The sequence below is a fragment of the Kitasatospora sp. NPDC093679 genome, from assembly GCF_040683455.1.
Taxonomy (GTDB): Bacteria; Actinomycetota; Actinomycetes; order Streptomycetales; family Streptomycetaceae; genus Kitasatospora; species Kitasatospora arboriphila.
Genome location: NZ_JBFBDW010000002.1, coordinates 117,085 through 135,096 on the forward strand (window position 1 = coordinate 117,085; position 18,012 = coordinate 135,096).

An 18,012-nucleotide genomic window follows, 5' to 3' on the forward strand; every position below is an offset into this window, starting at 1 on the left:
GTAAGGAGCGTTTGGCTTCTCGCTCGATGAAACTGAGGCTAGCACCTTCACCGGCCTTTGGATTCCAGCCGTAAGGCCCCCAGGAGGGTGGTTCGGGCGGTGATCTGAGCTCCGGTCAGGGGTGATTCGGGCACGTCGCAACGGCGTGGTGAGATACGTCTCAGGAGGGCAATTTCCGGTTGAATAGGAAACATTTCAGGTGCGCTCGCCGGATTCCGCTAAGGATGCCGGAATTGCCACCCGCCGTTCGGCGGGGACGGCATCCGCCGACCGGCGGGAGCGCCGCCGGGGCGGCGGATCCGAAAACGCACCACGGGCTCGCTCCGGCTGGCAGGCTGTCCCGGACGGCACGTCGAGGAGGGGGCTGGGATGGGCATCGGCGGACCGCCGCGGCAGCACGGGCAGGCCCCGCCCGCGCCGCCCCTCGACCCGGAACTGCGGGCCGCGCTGGCCGCCTCGGGAGCGGCCGCACGCGAGCGGGTCACCCCGGAGAACCTCGCCGCCGTCCAGCGCCGGGACGCCGGGGCGAGGCCCCGGCCGACCCTCCCTGAGCTGCGGGCGGACGGCCGGTTCGAGGTGGCGGAGCTGACCGCGCCCGGCCTGCACGGCGGCCCCGAGGTACGGCTCGTCCTCGCCCGGCCCGCCGGCGTGCCCGGACCGCTGCCGCTGCTGTACTACCTGCACGGCGGCGGCATGGTGATGGGCAACGCCCGGTCCGTCCTGCCGCGGCTGCTGCGCGAACTCGCCCTGCCGCTGCACCTAGCCGTCGTCTCCGCCGAGTACCGACTCGCGCCGGGGACCCGCTACCCGGGACCGCTGGAGGACTGCTTCGCCGGGCTCGTCCACACGGCCGGCCGCGCGGCCGCGCTCGGCCTGGAGGCGGACCGGATCGTCCTCGGCGGCAAGAGCGCCGGCGGCGGCCTCGCCGCGGCACTCGCCCTGCTGCTCCGCGACCGCGGCGGCCCGACGCCGATCGGCCAGTTGCTGCTGAGCCCGATGCTCGACGACCGCGGCAGCACCTTCTCCAGCCACCAGATGGCCGGCGTCGACACCTGGGACGCGACCTCCAACGCCACCGCCTGGCGTGCCCTGCTGGGCGACCGGTACGGCGCCGTAGACCTCCCGCCGCACGCGGCCCCGGCCCGCGCCACCGACCTGTCCGCGCTGCCGCCGGCCTACCTGGAGGTCGGCTCCGCCGAGACCTTCCGCGACGAAGCGGTGGCCTACGCCGACGCGATCTGGCGGGCCGGCGGCGAGGCCGAACTGCACGTGTGGTCCGGCGCCTGCCACGGCTTCGACGCGCTCGCCCCGCAGGCCGCCCTCAGCCGCGACGCCCGCGAGGCGCGCCGCCGCTGGCTCCGCCGGATCCTCGGTGTCCCGGGCCCCGGCAACGGCAGCGCAGCGTGACGGCCGGACGCGGCCCGGAGCCGTGCTCCGGGCCGCGTCCCGCCGATCGGCCGGTCACCCGTCGGAGCGCGCCGCGACCGCGGTCCGGCCGGCCCGCACCGGACGGGCGGCAGCCGCCGGCCCCGCCTCCGCGGACGGTCCCGCCTCCGGCGGCGGCGTCGTCCTGCGGGGTGCGAGCAGCGCCGAGACGATGCCGAGGGCGGCCAGCGCCGCACCCACCCACAGCGCCGGCTTGAAGGCGTCGACGAAGGCGTCGGGCGTGCCGTAGACGCCGGGGCCGGTGAACACCGCCGCGAGCACGGCCACGCCGAACACGCCGCCGAGTTCGCGGATCGCACTGTTCGCCCCGGAGGCGACGCCCGCCTCCTGCGGCGGGACGGCGCCCATCACCGCGTTGGCCACGGTCGGGAAGCACATCGAGGTGCCGACGCCGGCCACCGTGAGCGCGATGCTCAGCTGCGCGTACCCCATGCCGGGGTCGGCGATCGCGGCGACCCAGCCGAGCCCGGCGGCCTGCAGGGCGAGCCCGGCCGCCATGAACGGCCGGTTGCCCCACCGCTCCGAGAGGGCGCCCGCGAGCGGTGCGACCACCATCGGCGTCGCCGTCCACGGCAGGATCCACAGGCCCGCGGTCAGCGGCGAGTTGCCCAGCCCGATCTGCAGGAACTGCGACATCAGGAAGAGTGCTCCGAACAGCGAGGCGTACATGAAGAAGCTGACGCCGTTCGCGGTGGAGAAGCCCCGCAGTCGGAAGAGGCCGAGCGGCAGCATCGGGTAGCGGGCCCGCCGCTGCCGGGCGAGGAAGCAGGCCACCAGCACCGCTCCGGCCAGCAGCGAGAGCACCACCTCGGCGCTGCCCCAGCCGGCCGTGTCGGCCCGGACGAGCCCCCAGGTCAGGCCGAGGAAGCCGGTGCCGGCCAGGGCGAGACCGGGGAGGTCGAGGCGGGGCCGCGGGCCGAAGCTCTCGGTCAGCCGGCGCAGCGCGAGCGGGGCCAGCGCCAGGCCGATCGGGACGTTGAGCCAGAAGATCCACTGCCAGTCGAGGCCGTTGGTGACGGCTCCGCCGACCACCGGACCGGCGGCGACGGCCAGGCCCGCGATGCCGCCCCAGAGCCCGATCGCGGCCCCGCGCTTCTCGGCCGGGAAGGCCCGGCTGATCAGGGTGAGGGTCAGCGGCATCACGATCGCCGCGAAGCCGCCCTGCACCGCGCGGGCCGCGATCAGGGCGCCCACCGAGGTGGAGAGCGCGGCCGCGGCGGAGGCGGCGGAGAAGCCGAGCAGCCCGACGGCGAACATCCGCCGCCGGCCGAACCGGTCGCCGAGCGCCGCCCCGGTCAGCAGCAGGCAGGCGAAGGACAGGTTGTAGGCGTTGACCGTCCACTCCAGGTCGGTGAGTTTCGCGCCCAGGTCGACCCGCAGCACCGGCAGCGCGGTGGTGACGACCAGGGTGTCGAGGGCGACCATGAACAGGCCGAGGGACGCCAGGACGAGGGTCCACGTCCGGTGCGGCCGGCCGGCGGCCGGGGCGGCGGACCCGGGGGCGTGCGGGGTGACTGCGGAGGGCATGGGAGGCGCTCCTTGCGGATCGGGTGCCGGAATCGGTCTCACTCGACCGACGGACGGCCGGACGCCGGATCGACAGAAAACGTCGGAGAATCTCCCGGAACGGAAGAATTGTCCGCGGAGGTGTCGATCCGGTCGGGCGTCGACCGTCGACATGACGGGAGGGCCCGGCCGGCGGGCCCGATCGAGAAGGGATCGCGTCATGGCGCAGTACCTGATCCTGGTCTACCGGGACGAGGCCCGGGTGGCCGCCGCCTCCGCGGACGAATGGGAGGCGGCGCTCAAGGACCACCTCGCGTTCCAGGAACGCAACGCGGCCGCCCTGCTCGGGGCCAACGCCCTGTACCTCACCGAGACGGCCACCTCCGTCCGCCCGGACGGCTCCGGCGGCTTCGCCGTCACCGACGGGCCGTTCGCCGAGACCAAGGAGGCGCTCGGCGGCTACTACCTCGCCGAGGCCGCGGACCTGGACGAGGCCATCGCCCTGGCCCGGCAGGTCCCGGCGCACTTCGGCGGCGGCGTCGAGGTCCGGCCCGTCCGGGTGTTCGACTGACGGGCCCCGATGGGCACCGACCCGGCGGTCGCCGCCGCGGTCGCCGACGCGCACCGGCACGAGTGGGCCTTCGTGCTCGCCGCGACGGCGCGCGTCACCGGCGACCTCGACCTGGCCGAGGAGTGCGTGCAGGACGCGTACGCCAAGGCGCTCACGGTGTGGGGCGACCGCGGCATCCCGCGGCGCCCCGGCGCCTGGCTCACCACCACCGCCCGCAACCGGGCCACGGACGAGCTGCGCCGCCGCGCCGCACTGCGCCGGACGCTGCCGCGCCTGATCGACCCCGCCGCGGCTCCCGGGGCGGCCGGGCCCGTCGTGCCGGAGCCGGCCGAGGAGGGGGAGGAGTTCCCCGACGACCGGCTCCGGCTGATCTTCACCTGCTGCCACCCGGCGCTCGCCGAGGAGGCCGAGGTCGCCCTCACCCTGCGGCTGCTCTGCGGCCTGACCACCGCCGAGGTGGCCCGGGCCTTCCTGGTCGGCGAGAGCGCCATGGCCGCCCGCATCACCCGCGCCAAGAAGAAGATCGCCGCCGCGCACATCCCCTACCGGGTGCCGCCCGCCGCGGAACTGCCCGAACGCATCGACGCCGTGCTCACCGTCGTCCACCTGGTCTTCACCACCGGTCACACCGCCCCCGCCGGCGACGACCTCGTCCGCCGCGACCTGGTGGAGCGCGCCGTCGACCTCGCCCGGATGCTGCGCACCCTGCTGCCGCAGGACGCCGGGGTCGCCGGGCTGCTCGCCCTGATCCTGCTGACCGACGCCCGGCGCGAGGCCCGCTCGGCCGAGGACGGACGGATGCTCCTGCTCGCCGAGCAGGACCGGCGGCGCTGGGACCGCGCGCAGATCGACGAGGGCCTCGCCCTCGTCCGCGAGGCGCTGCGCCCCCGGCCGCCCGGACGCTTCGCCCTGATGGCGGCCGTCGCGGCCGTCCACGCCGAGGCACCGAGCTGGCAGGAGACGGACTGGCGCGAGGTGGTCGCGCTCTACGACCTGCTGGTGCAGATCTGGCCGTCGCCGGTGGTCGCCCTCAACCGGGCCGTCGCGGTCGGCTTCGCCGCCGGCCCGGCCGCCGGGCTCGCCGCACTCGACGCCCTGGCCGCCGAACCGCAACTGGCCGGCTACGGCTACCTCGCCGCCGCCCGCGCCGACTTCCTGCGACGCCTGGGCCGCACGGCCGAGGCGCGGCTGGCGTACCGGGAGGCGCTGGTGCTCACCGCGAACACCGTCGAACGCGACTTCCTGGCCGACCGGCTGCGCGCGCTGGACGCCCCCGGCCCGGCCTGAGCGCCGCCGGGGCCGGTCGCCGTGCGGTCAGCGCAGGCACCCGGCGATCCGGACGGTGGTCCGGGCGTGCGCGACGAGGCCGCTGTCCGGGTCGGTGGCCGCGAAGTCGAGGGTGTAGTCGCCGTCGGCGAGCAGCGGGACGGTGAAGCGCCCGGAGCCGCCGGTGCCGAGGGTGACCGGGCCGCCCGGTCCGGTGCCGGAGCCGTCGAGCGGGGCGAGCCGCTCCAGCGGCAGCGGGGCCGCGCCGTGCCCGGTGACGGCCCGGTCGGCCCGGAACTCCATGCCGGTCATGGTGAATCCGGGGACGCAGGTGTCCGTGCCGAGCGCGGAGCCGGCCAGCCCGGCCCAGGGGCCGTCCGTGGTCAGGTCGTGGATCCGGCCGTCGGCACCGGCGGTCACCTTGTCCACGCGGTCCCGGAAGGCCAGCGCCCGCCGGGTGTAGCCGCCGCGCGGCGCGAACTCCACCGGCGCGTTCACGCACAGCGCGTACACGGTGAGGGTGACTGGCGCGCTGCCCGGGTTGTACGCGGCCGCCAGCCAGGCGCTGCTGCCGACGAACTCGCTGGTGGTGGCGTACCCGGCGCCGTCGACGGCGTACCCGCCGCCGAGCGCCGTCTCGTTCGCGGCGCAGCCCGCCACCGCCGTCCGCTGCCCGCCGGCCTCCAGCGCCACCTGCGCGTTACCACCCGCAGTTGTGGCTCCGTCCTCGCCCACCACACGCCGGCGCCGACCGCGCCGGTGAGCACCAGGGCGCCGGCCGCCACCGCCGCGGCGGTCTTGCCGCCCAGCACGCCGGCCGCTCCCGTCCGGACCGCAGAACCCATCGCCGCCGCCCCTCCGCCCCGTCCGGGGCGTTCCGCGCCATCAGGACGTGCCGTGCCCGGCCGCGCCGGCCCGTGGACGTGCCCCCGTGCCCCACCCGCCCCGGCGCACCCGTGCCCGTGGGGACGTGCTCCCGCGGGGTGTGCGAGGGGACGGCCGGCACAATGTAGCGCCGCCGCAGGGCCGCGCCCAGAGTCCGCACAACGCTTTCCGTACGGGGCCCGGACGGCGGACGGTCAGCGGTGGGCGAGGGCGAGCAGGAGTCCGCCGTCGGCCGAGGCCGGCAGGTCGAGGGCGGCCGCCACGTCCGGCGGGAGGTCGCGCAACCCCAGCAGGCCGGCGGTGAGTTCGGCGGTGGCGCGGTGCCAGTCGCCGGCCCGGCGCAGCAGGGTGTGACCGCTGCCCGCCACCCGGTAGCCGGCCGCCCGGGCACCGGCGCCGCGGGCCCGGCCGGCGAAGCGCAGGGTGGCGTCCGGCGCGGTGACCCGGTCCAGGTCGCCGTGCAGCATCAGCAGACGGCGGCCGGTCAGGTGCTCGCACGGCTCGTCCTCGGGGCACCAGGGTGCGAGCGCGACCACGCCGGTCACGCAGGGGTGCCCGCCGGCCCGCAGGGCGGCGCGGCCGCCCATCGAGTGGCCGATCAGCACGGTCGGTACCGGGCCGAGTTCCTCGGCGAGCTCCTCCAGGGCGGCGAGGGTGTCCCGGGCGGCGTCGGCGCGCTCGCCGTTCCAGCCGCGGCAGCGGTAGCGGACGACGCCGACCGCCACCCCCGCGCCGGCGGTGGCCTTCTCCACGGCCCGGGCGAAGGGGCGCATCCGCAGCCCGGGCAGGTTGACCGGGCCGGGCCGGTGCAGGCCCGCCTCCTGACCGCCGTGCAGCACCAGCACCGCGGCGGCGGGTGCCTCGGGCCGCTCGCGCCACACCAGCGCCCGGTGGCCGGGTGCCCCCGAAGCCGCCTGTCCGTCCATCGCCGTCACTCCTGTCAGCCGAGGCTGTCACTGTACGCGGCGCCGTGGAGCGGCCGGGAGGACGGCCCGGCCGCCGCCGGGGCCGGCGGGTGCGCCGTCCGTGGACCGTTCGGCGTCCGTCCCGTCGGGGCGGCCCCGCGGCTCGTAGGGTTGGGGACGCCGGCCGGCCGCGCTTTCGGCCGGCAGCCGTCCGACGAGAGACCGTCACCCCCGAAGGAGAGGCCATGCCTGACGCCCCCTCGATCCCGCCCGCCACGGGCGCCCCCGTCCGGGCCGAGATCGGCGTGATCGGCGGCTCCGGCCTGTACGCGCTGCTCGACGACGTCACCGAGGTCACCGTGCAGACCCCGTACGGTCCGCCGAGCGACTCGGTCTTCCTCGGCGAGGTGGCGGGCCGCAGCGTCGCCTTCCTGCCGCGGCACGGCCGCGGGCACACCCTGCCGCCGCACCGGATCAACTACCGGGCCAACCTGTGGGCGCTGCACTCCCTCGGGGTGCGGCAGGTGCTCGGCCCGTGCGCGGTCGGCGGGCTGCGCACCGAGTACGGCCCGGGCACGCTGCTGGTGCCGGACCAGTTCGTCGACCGGACCCTCGGCCGGGCCCAGACCTTCTACGACGGACTGCCGCTGCCGGACGGCTCGCTGCCGGAGGTGGTGCACGTCTCGATGGCGGACCCGTACTGCCCGGACGGCCGCGAGGCCGCCCTGGCCGCCGCCCGCGCCAACGCCTGGGAGCCGGTCGACGGCGGCACCCTGGTGGTCATCGAGGGGCCGCGGTTCTCCACCCGCGCGGAGTCCCGCTGGTTCACCGCCAACGGCTGGTCCGTGGTCGGCATGACCGGCCACCCGGAGGCCGTGCTCGCCCGCGAACTCGGGCTCTGCTACACCTCGTTGGCGCTGGTCACCGATCTGGACGCGGGGGTGGAGACCGGCGAGGGCGTCACCCACGCCGAGGTGCTGGAGGTCTTCGCCCGCAACGTGGACCGGCTGCGCACGGTGCTGTTCAAGGCGGTGGCCGACCTGCCGACCGCGCGGGACTGCGTCTGCTCGCACGCCCTCGACGGCCTGGAGACCGGGCTGGCCGGCGTTCCCTAGGCCGTCTCTTTCGGATCTTGTCGGATCAGCGTGCGGCGGTGGGCGCCCAGCTGGGCGTGCCGGCGGATCGTCCTCGTACTGGACCGTACTCGGACGATTCGCCGGTGCGTTCGGGTGGGATGCCCGGCGTCGCGCGCCCGGCAAGATCCGAAAGAGACGGCCCAGCCGTCCGCCGCCGGGTGACCGGCTCCGCACCCGTCTCCGCACGTGGGGGCTCGCCGCGCGGGCGCCGCAGGGAGAACCGTTTCGCTGCCCCGGCCGCCCCCTAGTCTGGCGTTCCGAGGGCCCGGCTCACCGACGCGACCGGGCCCTCGGGCCGACGCCGTGCCCCGCCCTGCCCCGCCCGCCGCGGTTCAGGACGCCCGGCGCGGTGCGGCCTTCCTGGCGGTGGTCTTCGCTGCCGTCTTCTTCGCAGCCGCGGTGGTCCGCTCGGTCGGGGCCTTACGGGCCGCCGCGGCCTTCTCGGCGGGCACCTTCTTCGCCGGGGCCCGGGCGGTCCGGGCGGCCGATCCGGCCGTGGAGCGGCCGTGCCCGCTCTTCGCCGCCCGGACGCCGCTGCGCGGCACCGCCCTCAGGCCGATCACGTTGTCCCCGCCCGCGGCGTACGGCTGCACGGGCACGCCGACCAGCCCGAACGTGATGACACCTTTCCAGGTGACCTGTGGCATGACCTGTCGCCTTCATGGGGATTCACCACGGTATGCCGGAGCGACAGGTCACGGAAGTCGAAGGCCGCCGCCTGGTCCTCTCCCACCTGGACAAGGTGCTGTGGCCGGCCACCGGCTGGACGAAGGGCCAGGCCCTCTACTACTACGCCCAGGTCGCGCCGCACTTGCTGCCGCACGTCCGGCGCCGGCCGGCCACCCTGCTGCGCTTCCCCTCCGGGGTCGGCGAGGAGGGCTTCTTCGCCAAGAACCCGCCGCCCGGCCTGCCCGACTGGGTCCGCACCATGGTCGTCGACAGCCACGAGGGCCCCAAGGACCGCGTCACCGTCGACGACCTGCCCACCCTGATGGCCCTCGCCAACGGGTACGCCCTCGAACTCCACGTCCCGCAGTGGAGCGCCGACACCGGGCCCACCGCCCACGACCGGCTGGTCATCGACCTCGACCCGGGCCCCGGCACCGACATCACGCTCTGCTGCGCGGTCGCCCTGCTCGTCCGCGAACGCCTCGCCGAGGACGGACTCACCGCCCACGTCAAGACCTCCGGCAGCAAGGGCCTCCACCTGTACGCGGCACTGCAGCCGAGCGGGGCCTCCGCCGTCGTCGGCTACGCCCGCACGCTCGCCGAACGCCTGGCCGCCGACCACCCCCGCCACGTGGTCAGCAGGATGGCCAAGGCGCTGCGCCGCGGCAAGGTCTTCGTCGACTGGTCGCAGAACACCACCACGAAGACCACCGCGGCGCCCTACACCCTGCGCGCCACCGCGACCCCCGGCGTCTCCACCCCGATCACCTGGGCCGAGGTCGAGCAGTGCACCGCCCCTGACGACCTCGCGTTCACCCCCGAGGACGTCCTCGCCCGCACCGCCGAGCACGGCGACCTGCTGGCCCCGCTCCTCGGCGAAGCGGCGGAACTCCCGGGAAGCGACTGACGGTTGCGGTCCCGACAGCCGGCCTCCGTCACTCGGCCGCCGTCCACGGGCGGCGCGCCCGGGCGACCTCCTCGCGGCGGACGGCCCGCTTCCGGCGGTACGCCCAGGGGCCCCACCAGTCCGGTGTCAGGGGCGGGGGGACGCGGGCGGAGGCCTGGTCGGGATGCAGGCCGAGGCGGCGCAGCGGGGCGGCGCGGACCCGGACGGTGACGTGGCAGCGCCAGCGCCCGCCGAGCGCCGGATCGGGCCCGCAGGCGAGGTCGTGGCGGATGTCCTGCCCGTCGAGCGGCGACCAGTCGATGCCGCGGTCGCGCAGTCAAACGGCGAGGGCGAACCCCGGGCGCGGCAGACCGGACAGGTTCTCGACGGTGAAGAGGGTCACCCATTCCCCGGGATCCGTGGTGTTCGTGGTGTCCATCAAGCCAGCGTGCCAGCCCGGCTGACGCCCTGTCGCCCGGATTTCCGGGCGCCTGCCGGACGGTCGGACCCGGCCGGTAGGGTCCCGGGTATGACACACGGGTTCGATCTCGTCGAAGGTGTCGCGGCCGGTCTCGAAGACCGCGCGGCGGCCTGGTGGTTCGTGCAGGACTTCGCGGAGCACTGGGTCGCTCCGCTCGCGGAGGGCGACGGCTGGGCGGAGGCCGACCTCGCCGCCGCGGAGGAGCGGCTCGGCCACCGGCTGCCCGCGGCGCTCCGCGAGGCCTACGGCCGGTTCGGTCGGCGCGCCGACCTCACCGCCAACCGCGACCCGCTGCTCGACCCCGCGGAGCTCCACCTCGACGCCGGGGGCCACCTGCTGGTCTTCCGCCACGCGAAGGAGGGCGCCGCCGCCTGGGGCGTCCCGCTCGACGAACTGCACCGGCCCGACCCGGCCGTGGTGCAGGAGAGCGACGGCAGCCGGCGGCCCTGGCTGGACCGCCTCTCGGTGGCCCTGGTCGAACTCGTCCTCTCCGAGTCCCTGCACGCCCCCGACGGCCACGCCGACCTCCTCGAACCGCTCGACGTCGCGACGCTCCTCGCCCTCGAGGACGGCTACGTCCAACTGCCCTTCCCCGACTACCCGGTGTTCTCCGCCCCGGCCGGCAGCCGCTGGTTCGCCGGGGACGACGTGCTGCTCCGCGCGGACGACGGCGGCGCCCTCCGTGCCCGCGCCCGCACCGCCGAGGCCCTCGCCGGCCTCCGCAAGGACCTCCCCGGCAGTTGGCTGCGCGCGGACGGCGCGTGAGGCGGGCGATCCCCCTGCCCTGCACGGACGGTGCCGGCGCGCCGGTGAACGGCGGCACCGTCCGGGCCGCGACGGGAACGGAGCCGGTGCTGTGACGGAAGCGGCGCAGGACGTGCGGGACGCCGGGGCGACGGATCACGGTCCGAGCCTGTGGCGGCAGCGGGACTTCATGCTGCTGTGGGGCGGCCAGACGGTCAGCGAGACGGGATCGGCGGTCACCGAGGTCGCCCTGCCGCTGCTCGCGGTCGTCGCGCTCGGCGCGAGCACCTTCCAGGTCGGCCTGTTGACCGCGGCCACCACACTGGCGTTCGCGGTGATCGCGCTGCCGGCCGGTGCGATGGTGGACGGCACCGCCAAGCGCTCCGTCATGATCGTCTGCAACCTGCTCCGGCTGGTGATCATCGGATCGGTCCCGCTGGCCGCGGCGTTCGGCGTCCTGACGATGGCCCAGCTGTACGCGGTCGCCGTGGCGGCGGGCGTCTGCTCGGTGTTCTTCGACGTCTCCTACCAGAGCTACGTGCCGTCGCTCGTCCGCGCCGAGCACCTGATGAACGCCAACGGCAAGCTCGGGACCACCCAGGCACTCGCACAGTTCGGCGGGCCGGGGCTGGGCAGCGGGTTGGTCTGGTCGGTCGGCGCCGCGGGGGCGATGACGGCCGACGCGCTGTCCTACGCGCTCTCGGTCCTGTCGGTCCTCGGGATCAGGACCCGGGAGGAGCGTCCGCGGGCGCGGCCGGCGGACGGGACGCTGCGCCGCCGGATCGCCGAGGGCCTGAGGTTCGTCCTCGGACACCGCATCCTGCGCCGGGTCGTGGCGTGCACCGCCACCGCGAACCTGTTCTCCGGCATGGTCTCGGCGCTGGCGATGGTCTTCCTCGTCCGGGTGCTGCACGTGGGGCCCGCGCTGACCGGGCTGGTGATGGCGGCCTCGGCCGTCGGCGGGATCGCCGGAGGGCTGTTCGCCGGCCGGCTCGCCGAGCGGCTCGGCTCGGCCCGGATCATCTGGGTGTCGATGCTGGTGTTCGGCGCGCCGCAGGTCGTCGCGGCGGCCGCCCGGCCCGGCTGGGGAGTGCTGCTCTTCCCGTTGGGCTGGGGCGTCGCGGGCTTCTCCGCGACGGTCTACAACGTCGCGCAGCTCAGCTACCGGCAGTCGGTGACACCGCCGGAGCTGATGGGCCGGATGAACGCGGCCGTCCGCTGGGTCGTCTGGGGCACCCTGCCGGTCGGCGGCGTGCTCGGCGGGCTGCTCGGCACGCTGATCGGGATCCGGCCCGCACTCGGGCTGGCCCTCGTCGGCACCTGGGCGGCCGGCTGGTTCGTCTTCTTCTCCCCGCTCCGCCACCTGCGCGACGTCCCCGGCCCCGGATCCGCCACGGCCGCACCCTGACGGTCGGCGCACGGGCACCCGGACTCCCGGCCTGGCCGTGCGCGGACCCTTACGGAAGTCGTACGGATCGCCGGGGCCGGGCGGCGAACCCCGGCCGTCTGCCTATCCTCGGAGGCGTGAACGCGTCCGACGGCGACAGCCGACCCCCGAACGCCGGCCGCATCCTGGTGGTCGACGACGATCCGACCGTCGCTGAGGTCGTCACCGGCTACCTCCGGCGGGCCGGCTACACCGTCGACCGGGCCGCCGACGGCCACCAGGCGCTGGCCGCCGCCGCGCACGGCCCCGACCTGGTGGTGCTCGACCTGATGCTGCCCGGCATCGACGGCCTGGAGGTCTGCCGCCGGCTGCGCGCGACCGAGCACGGCGCCCGGCTGCCGGTGGTGATGCTCACCGCGAAGGGCGACGAGTCCGACCGCATCCTCGGCCTGGAACTCGGCGCGGACGACTACGTCACCAAGCCGTTCAGCCCGCGCGAACTGGTGCTGCGCGTCCGTTCCGTGCTGCGCCGCGCGGGTGCCGCGGCCGCCCCGGTCTCCGCGGCGCCGGCCCCCGTGCTGGCGAGCGGCGACGTGGAACTCGACCCGCAGGCCCGCCGCGCCCACCGGTCCGGCGTCGAACTGTCGCTCACCCTGCGCGAGTTCGACCTGCTGGCGTTCTTCCTCCGGCACCCGGGCCGGGCGTTCGGCCGGGAGGAGCTGATGCAGCAGGTGTGGGGCTGGGAGTTCGGCGACCTGTCCACGGTGACCGTCCACGTCCGCCGGCTGCGCGAGAAGATCGAGGACGACCCGGCGGCGCCGCGCCTGATCACGACGGTCTGGGGCGTCGGCTACCGCTACGACCCGGTGGGGAGCTGACACCGCCATGAGGGACCTGCTGCTGATCGCCGCCTTCGCCGCCCTGGGCGCCGGCGCGGCCGGCCTGCTCGGCTGGCCGGCGGTGCGGCTGCTGCGCCGCCGGTCGGTCGCGCTCTCGCTGCTGTGCGTGGCCGTCGTGACGGTGCTGGCGATGACCACCGGCACGGTGGCGGTGGCGCAGGCGATGTTCCTCTCGGAGCACGACCTCGGCGTGGTCGTCACGGTGACCCTGATGGCCGCGGTCGTCTCGGTGGCCACCGCGGCGCTGCTGGGCCGCCAGGTGGTGGCGGGCAGCCGGGCGTTGGCGGCGGCCGCCCGGACGGTGGGCAGCGAGGGCGGCTTCGCCCCGCCGGTGCAGCCGCTCGGCAGCGAACTCGCCCATCTCAGCGAGGAGCTGGCGGCGACCAGTGCCCGGCTGGCGGAGTCGCGCCGGCGCGAGCAGGCCCTGGAGCAGTCGCGCCGGGAGCTGATCGCCTGGATCTCGCACGATCTGCGCACCCCGCTGGCGGGCCTGCGGGCGATGGCCGAGGCGCTGGAGGACGGGGTCGCCGAGGACCCGCCGCGCTACCTGGCCCGGATGCGCACCGAAGTGGACCGGCTGACCGGCATGGTGGACGACCTGTTCGAACTGTCCCGGATCCAGGCGGGTGCGCTGACGCTCTCGCCGTCCCGGGTGTCGGTGTACGACCTGGTCGGCGACGCGATCGCCGGCGCGGCCCCGCTGGCCCGCGAGCGCGGCGTCCGGCTGGCGGGCGGCGCGGTGGCCGCCGAGCCGGTCGAGGTGGACGGCCGTGAGATCACCCGGGTGCTCGGCAACCTGCTGGTCAACGCGATCCGCTGCACCCCCGCGGACGGGGTGGTGGCGGTCGCGGCGCGGCGTGCGGAGGACGAGGTGCTGGTCTCGGTGACGGACGGCTGCGGCGGCATCCCCGAGGCCGACCTGCCGCGGGTCTTCGAGACCGGCTTCCGCGGCGGCGCCGCCCGGACCCCGCGGAACACGGGCGGCGGCGCGGGCCCGCACCACGGGGACTCCGGGGCGGGCCTCGGCCTGGCGATCGTCCGCGGCATCGTGGAGGCGCACGAGGGGCGGGCGACCGTCCGCAACGTCGCCGGCGGCTGCTGCTTCGAGATCGCGCTGCCGGCCGCCGCGGCCGCCCGGGTCTGAGCGGCGGACCGTCCGCGGGGCCGGGGCGTCCGCCCCGCGGGCGGTCCGGTGGTCACCGCGCGGGCGCCCGGCCCGGCCCGGTCACCGGCGGCGCCGAGGTGTCGGCGGGCGGCGGGATGGTGTCGACCGGCGGCGGGGTGGTGTCACCGCTGGGTGGGGGAGCGGTGCCGTCGGTGGGCGGCTCGGTCGTGGCGGGCGGTGCGGCCCCGACCGTGAGCACGATCCTCTTCGCGTCCGCGTAGGCGGGGTCGGGCACCGAACCCAGGTCGGTCAGCGTGGTGGTGACGATCGCGGGGACGTCGGCCGGCCGGTCGTACGTCTTCGACTGCACGATGACGGTCCGGGTGTGCGGCAGCCCGTCGCAGAGGATGCCGTCCGGGGCCGCCCGGGTGGTGCCGAACGAGACGGCCTCCGAGTCTCCGGGTCGGTCTGTTCGACGGACACGTTCAACGGGCGTGCGCCGGACGGGCTGTCGCAGAGGCAGGTGACATCGGCCCGGACCCGGCTCGGGATCTCGGGGTCGATCACGGCCCGGTCGATGCCGACCGGGGTGACCGCCGGTACCGCGCGGCGCACGGGGGCCTGCATCCGTCCTCCCGGGGGGTGGGGGCTGCCTCGGCGTGCTGCCTCGACCATGACCCGGACGGGGTCCGGCGGCGCGGCGGGTCGGCCGACGCGCCGGGGAATTTGTCATAGCCCCGACCGAATCCGTTTACAGCCGACGGAGTCCGCGCTACGTTCCGAATGGGAGCGCTCCCACCCCTTCGCCCGGGGCCCGCCCCGCGGTCCCCGCCCCACCTGCCGAAAGGGACGACGCACATGGCCGACCTCCGCCGACGGTTACACCTGATCAGCCTGCTCACCCTGCTCGCCGCCCTGCCCGCACTCGTGCTGGTGGTGCTGGGCAGCCCCCGGGCCGCGGCCCACGGCGCGCCGATGGCGCCCGGCAGCCGGACCTTCCTCTGCTACCAGGACGCCATCACCCCCACCGGGGAGATCAAGCCCCGCAACGCGGCCTGTGCCGCCGCGGCCGCCACCGGCGGCACCACCCCGTTCTACAACTGGTTCTCCGTGTTGCGCTCGGACGGCGCGGGCCGCACCCGCGGCTTCGTCCCGGACGGACAGCTGTGCAGCGGCGGCAACCCCAACTTCACCGGCTTCGACCAGGCCCGCACCGACTGGCCGCTGACCCACCTGACGAGCGGCGCCGCGTTCACCTTCAGCTACAACGCCTGGGCGGCCCACCCTGGCTCCTTCCACCAGTACGTCACCAAGGACGGCTTCGACCCGGCCGAGCCGCTCACCTGGGACGCCCTGGAGAGCACGCCCTTCCGGTCCGTGGCCGACCCGCCGCTGTCCGGCACGGTCGGCACGGTCGACGGCAAGTACACCTGGAACGGCACGCTGCCCGCGAACAAGTCCGGACGGCACGTCATCTACACCGTCTGGCAGCGCTCGGACAGCGCCGAGACCTTCTACTCCTGCTCCGACGTGGTCTTCGACGGCGGCACCGGTCAGGTCACCGGTGTCGGCGACGGCAGCGGCCCGACCGACCCGCCGCCGGCCGGCGCCGCCTGCTCCGCCGCCTACCGCACCGTCGGCAGCTGGTCCGGCGGCTACCAGGGCGAGGTGACGGTCAAGAACACCGGCACCACCCCGATCCTCGGCTGGATGGTGCACTTCACCCTGCCCGGCGGCCAGTCGCCGGCGAGCGTCTGGAACGGCGTCAGCACCGGCACCGGCACGGCCGTCACCGTCGACAACGCGGACTGGAACGGCTCCCTCGCCGTCGGCGCCTCCACCACCTTCGGCTTCGTCGCCAACGGCGGCGCACCCGACCCCGCGGTCGCGTACTCCTGCATGGTCATGTGACCGCAGGCCGACCCGGCCGCAGGACGGCCTGCCGGCGAACCGCCCGCCGGCAGGGCCCGCGCGGCCGGCCCTCCGTCGGCCCGTCGGCCCGCCCGCCCGTGTGCGGTGTGGCCGACCGTCAGCCGCCCGCAGCGCCTCGCCGATCCGGGCACCGCTGCCGCTGCCGCCGCCGCTGATCCCGCCGGACCGGGCCAAGTGCGCTCCCGCACAAGGGCGGTCCGGCACCGGGACGGTCCGCCGGCACGCCCGGCCCGGGGCCCGTCGCCGCGCGCTGGTCCGGCGCGGTCCGCGGCGGAGGGCCTAGGCTGGCCCCATGAGGGCGCTGCGCAGTCTCGACCGACGACTCTTCGCCCGCGTCGCCGTCAGCCGGCTGCGCGGTGCCCACCCGGTGCTGCCCCGGCTCAGCAAGGCGGCCAACCACGGGGTGTTGTGGTTCGGCGTCGCCGCCGCGCTCGCCGCCACCGGCAACCGCACCGCCCGGCGGGCCGCCCTGCGCGGGGCCGGCTCGCTCGCCCTGGCCTCGCTGCTGGCGAACGTCCCGGCGAAGTACGCCACCCGGCGGCCCCGCCCGCTGCTCGACGACGTCCCGCTCGCCCGGCGGCTGGCCGTCCAGCCGCTGACCACCTCCTTCCCCTCGGGCCACTCCGCCTCCGCCGCGGCCTTCACCGTCGGCCTGGCGCTGGAGTCGCCCGCGCTCGCCGTCTGCGCCGCCCCGGTGGCGTTCGGGGTGATGGCCTCCCGGGTGTACGTCGGGGTGCACTACCCCGGTGACGTGCTGGCCGGGGCGGCGCTCGGCGCCGGCGCCGCGCTGCTCACCACCCGGTGGTGGCCGCGCGCCGCCGAGGAGCCGGCCCGGGCGGCCCCGGCGCGGATCACCGCCCCCGCGCTGCCGCGCGGCGCCGGGCTTGTCGTCGTGGTCAACGCCGACTCCGGGCCGGACGGCCCCGGGGCCACCGTCGCCGAACTCCGCCGCCTGCTCCCCGAGGCGGAGATCGTCGAACGCGGTCCCGAGGACGACCTGGCCGACCTGGTCGAGCAGGCCGCCTCCCGGGCCACCGGGGCCGGCGGTGCGCTCGGCGTCTGCGGCGGCGACGGGTCCGTCAACCTGGCGGCCTCCGTCGCCCGCCGGGCCGGTCTGCCGCTCGCCGTCTTCCCCGGCGGCACCCTCAACCACTTCGCCCTCGACCTCGGCGTCAACGAACTCGCCCGCACCGCCGAGGCGGTGGAGAGCGGCAGCGCGGTCGCCGTCGACCTCGGCCGGGTCAGCGGGCCGGACGGCACCGACCTGCCGTTCCTCAACACCTTCAGCATCGGCGTCTACCCGGACCTCGTCCGCATCCGGGAGCGCCACGAGAAGCGGATCGGCAAGTGGCCGGCTCTCGCCCTCGCCCTGGTCGAGGTGCTCTCCTCCGCCGAACCCGTCCGGGTCTCCGTCGCCGGGGTGCCGCGCAACCTGTGGCTGCTGTTCGCCGGCAACAGCGTGTACGACCCGCCCGGCTTCGCCCCGACCCGGCGCACCCGCCTCGACGACGGCCTGCTCGACGTCCGCGCGGTCGACGGCAGCCACCCCTTCGCCCGGACGCGACTGGTCGCCGCCTTCCTGCTCGGCACCCTCGGCCGCTCCCCGGTCTACCGCGAGGCCCGGCTGTCCGCCCTCGACCTGACCGACCTGCGGGGTGTCGCCCACGCCGCGGTCGACGGCGAGGTCGTCGACGCCCCCGAGCGCCTGCTGCTCGCCAAGACGCCCTCCGGGCTGACGGTCTACCGCCCGGCCGAGGCCTGACCCGACCCGGCGCCGACCGGCCCGACCGCGGCCGCCACCCCGTGGTGGCGGAGCCGTCCGGCCAGGAACTCCATCTCCACCTCGGTGCCGGTGAGGCCGCTCCCGGCCAGTTCGCCGGCCAGACGCCGGGCCTCGGCGAGCGAGCGGGTACCGTCCTCGCGCAGCACCCGCAGCAGGGCGAGCCGGCTCACCGCGGGCCCGACCGCCCGGACGGCGAAGGCGCCGTGCTCGGCCAGCAGCACCCGCCGGACGGAGTCGGGCGCCGGGCCCCAGGCCTCCTCGCAGGAGACGACCGAGCAATCGGCGCAGTCCGTGTCCACGCCCCAGCCGAGCCGCCCCCACCGCACGAACTGGCCGACCTCCCGGCGGACGGCGCCTCCGCACCGCCCGCACTCCACCGTGCTCCGCACCGCCCGACCGGTCACCGCGCCT

The 18,012-nt window shown here is 76.2% G+C and carries 17 protein-coding genes; 11 read left to right on the top strand and 6 right to left on the bottom strand.

The genetic code is table 11. The annotated features are described in order from the left end of the window. The first annotated feature begins 369 nt into the window (after nt 1–369). On the top strand, nt 370–1,407 hold the full coding sequence (locus AB0O09_RS02590) for an alpha/beta hydrolase (protein ID WP_363539447.1): 1,038 nt from the start codon (nt 370–372) through the stop codon (nt 1,405–1,407). Nucleotides 1,408–1,461: 54 nt separating this feature from the next. Here AB0O09_RS02590 and AB0O09_RS02595 read toward each other — a convergent pair whose 3' ends face one another. Continuing rightward, complete coding sequence (locus AB0O09_RS02595) at nt 1,462–2,973, bottom strand: MFS transporter (protein ID WP_363539449.1); 1,512 nt, start codon at nt 2,971–2,973, stop codon at nt 1,462–1,464. A gap of 199 nt (nt 2,974–3,172) precedes the next feature. Between AB0O09_RS02595 and AB0O09_RS02600 the strand changes: the two genes are divergently transcribed. Both AB0O09_RS02600 and AB0O09_RS02605 read left to right on the top strand, forming a co-directional pair. Then, a complete protein-coding gene (locus AB0O09_RS02600; protein ID WP_363539451.1) occupies nt 3,173–3,523 on the top strand; it encodes a YciI family protein in 351 nt (116 codons plus the stop codon). Nucleotides 3,524–3,532: 9 nt separating this feature from the next. Beyond that, nucleotides 3,533–4,810, top strand: coding sequence for a sigma-70 family RNA polymerase sigma factor (locus AB0O09_RS02605; protein WP_363539453.1), 1,278 nt, complete (start codon nt 3,533–3,535; stop codon nt 4,808–4,810). A 27-nt stretch (nt 4,811–4,837) separates the two neighbouring features. Here the strand turns inward: AB0O09_RS02605 and AB0O09_RS02610 are convergent, their stop codons facing one another. Next, on the bottom strand, nt 4,838–5,482 hold the full coding sequence (locus AB0O09_RS02610) for a hypothetical protein (RefSeq protein WP_363539455.1): 645 nt from the start codon (nt 5,480–5,482) through the stop codon (nt 4,838–4,840). A gap of 386 nt (nt 5,483–5,868) precedes the next feature. Continuing rightward, entirely contained in the window at nt 5,869–6,600 is a 732-nt protein-coding gene (locus AB0O09_RS02615; protein ID WP_363539457.1) for an alpha/beta fold hydrolase, read from the bottom strand. 224 nt (nt 6,601–6,824) lie between these two features. On the opposite strand from AB0O09_RS02615, the gene AB0O09_RS02620 reads away from it, so the two are divergent. Continuing rightward, on the top strand, nt 6,825–7,694 hold the full coding sequence (locus AB0O09_RS02620) for an S-methyl-5'-thioadenosine phosphorylase (RefSeq protein WP_363539459.1): 870 nt from the start codon (nt 6,825–6,827) through the stop codon (nt 7,692–7,694). A 353-nt stretch (nt 7,695–8,047) separates the two neighbouring features. On the opposite strand, the gene AB0O09_RS02625 is transcribed toward AB0O09_RS02620, so the two are convergent. After that, entirely contained in the window at nt 8,048–8,362 is a 315-nt protein-coding gene (locus AB0O09_RS02625; RefSeq protein ID WP_363539461.1) for a hypothetical protein, read from the bottom strand. A gap of 32 nt (nt 8,363–8,394) precedes the next feature. On the opposite strand from AB0O09_RS02625, the gene ligD reads away from it, so the two are divergent. The 5 genes from ligD to AB0O09_RS02650 all read left to right on the top strand — a co-directional run bounded on the left by ligD (nt 8,395) and on the right by AB0O09_RS02650 (nt 13,925). Then, nucleotides 8,395–9,291, top strand: a complete 897-nt coding sequence (gene ligD, locus AB0O09_RS02630; protein ID WP_363539463.1) for a non-homologous end-joining DNA ligase — start codon at nt 8,395–8,397, stop codon at nt 9,289–9,291. A gap of 508 nt (nt 9,292–9,799) precedes the next feature. Continuing rightward, on the top strand, nt 9,800–10,516 hold the full coding sequence (locus AB0O09_RS02635; RefSeq protein WP_363539465.1) for an SMI1/KNR4 family protein: 717 nt from the start codon (nt 9,800–9,802) through the stop codon (nt 10,514–10,516). Nucleotides 10,517–10,607: 91 nt separating this feature from the next. Further along, nucleotides 10,608–11,903: an MFS transporter gene (locus AB0O09_RS02640; RefSeq protein WP_363539467.1), complete on the top strand. Its 1,296-nt coding sequence runs from the start codon at nt 10,608–10,610 to the stop codon at nt 11,901–11,903. A gap of 116 nt (nt 11,904–12,019) precedes the next feature. Next, nucleotides 12,020–12,760 (top strand): response regulator transcription factor, encoded by a 741-nt coding sequence (locus AB0O09_RS02645; RefSeq protein WP_363539469.1) that lies wholly within the window; start codon nt 12,020–12,022, stop codon nt 12,758–12,760. Between the two features lie 7 nt (nt 12,761–12,767). Next, complete coding sequence (locus AB0O09_RS02650; protein WP_363539471.1) at nt 12,768–13,925, top strand: HAMP domain-containing sensor histidine kinase; 1,158 nt, start codon at nt 12,768–12,770, stop codon at nt 13,923–13,925. Between the two features lie 52 nt (nt 13,926–13,977). Here AB0O09_RS02650 and AB0O09_RS02655 read toward each other — a convergent pair whose 3' ends face one another. Beyond that, a complete protein-coding gene (locus tag AB0O09_RS02655; RefSeq protein ID WP_363539473.1) occupies nt 13,978–14,256 on the bottom strand; it encodes a hypothetical protein in 279 nt (92 codons plus the stop codon). 488 nt (nt 14,257–14,744) lie between these two features. On the opposite strand from AB0O09_RS02655, the gene AB0O09_RS02660 reads away from it, so the two are divergent. Next, nucleotides 14,745–15,797, top strand: a complete 1,053-nt coding sequence (locus tag AB0O09_RS02660) for a lytic polysaccharide monooxygenase (RefSeq protein ID WP_363539475.1) — start codon at nt 14,745–14,747, stop codon at nt 15,795–15,797. A gap of 313 nt (nt 15,798–16,110) precedes the next feature. Then, a complete protein-coding gene (locus AB0O09_RS02665; protein ID WP_363539477.1) occupies nt 16,111–17,580 on the top strand; it encodes a phosphatase PAP2 family protein in 1,470 nt (489 codons plus the stop codon). Here the strand turns inward: AB0O09_RS02665 and AB0O09_RS02670 are convergent. Next, a complete protein-coding gene (locus tag AB0O09_RS02670) occupies nt 17,559–18,005 on the bottom strand; it encodes a hypothetical protein (protein WP_363539479.1) in 447 nt (148 codons plus the stop codon). The two genes, AB0O09_RS02665 and AB0O09_RS02670, sit on opposite strands and share 22 nt — an antisense overlap. Nucleotides 18,006–18,012: the final 7 nt, after the last annotated feature.

Bases quoted from the DNA above. Each gene is read 5' to 3' on its own strand.
- AB0O09_RS02590 (WP_363539447.1), top strand. From the start codon at position 370: ATGGGCATCGGCGGACCGCCGCGGCAGCACGGGCAGGCCCCGCCCGCG.
- AB0O09_RS02595 (WP_363539449.1), bottom strand. From the start codon at position 2,973: ATGCCCTCCGCAGTCACCCCGCACGCCCCCGGGTCCGCCGCCCCGGCC.
- AB0O09_RS02600 (WP_363539451.1), top strand. From the start codon at position 3,173: ATGGCGCAGTACCTGATCCTGGTCTACCGGGACGAGGCCCGGGTGGCC.
- AB0O09_RS02605 (WP_363539453.1), top strand. From the start codon at position 3,533: ATGGGCACCGACCCGGCGGTCGCCGCCGCGGTCGCCGACGCGCACCGG.
- AB0O09_RS02615 (WP_363539457.1), bottom strand. From the start codon at position 6,600: ATGGACGGACAGGCGGCTTCGGGGGCACCCGGCCACCGGGCGCTGGTG.
- AB0O09_RS02620 (WP_363539459.1), top strand. From the start codon at position 6,825: ATGCCTGACGCCCCCTCGATCCCGCCCGCCACGGGCGCCCCCGTCCGG.
- AB0O09_RS02625 (WP_363539461.1), bottom strand. From the start codon at position 8,362: ATGCCACAGGTCACCTGGAAAGGTGTCATCACGTTCGGGCTGGTCGGC.
- ligD (WP_363539463.1), top strand. From the start codon at position 8,395: ATGCCGGAGCGACAGGTCACGGAAGTCGAAGGCCGCCGCCTGGTCCTC.
- AB0O09_RS02635 (WP_363539465.1), top strand. From the start codon at position 9,800: ATGACACACGGGTTCGATCTCGTCGAAGGTGTCGCGGCCGGTCTCGAA.
- AB0O09_RS02650 (WP_363539471.1), top strand. From the start codon at position 12,768: ATGAGGGACCTGCTGCTGATCGCCGCCTTCGCCGCCCTGGGCGCCGGC.
- AB0O09_RS02660 (WP_363539475.1), top strand. From the start codon at position 14,745: ATGGCCGACCTCCGCCGACGGTTACACCTGATCAGCCTGCTCACCCTG.
- AB0O09_RS02665 (WP_363539477.1), top strand. From the start codon at position 16,111: ATGAGGGCGCTGCGCAGTCTCGACCGACGACTCTTCGCCCGCGTCGCC.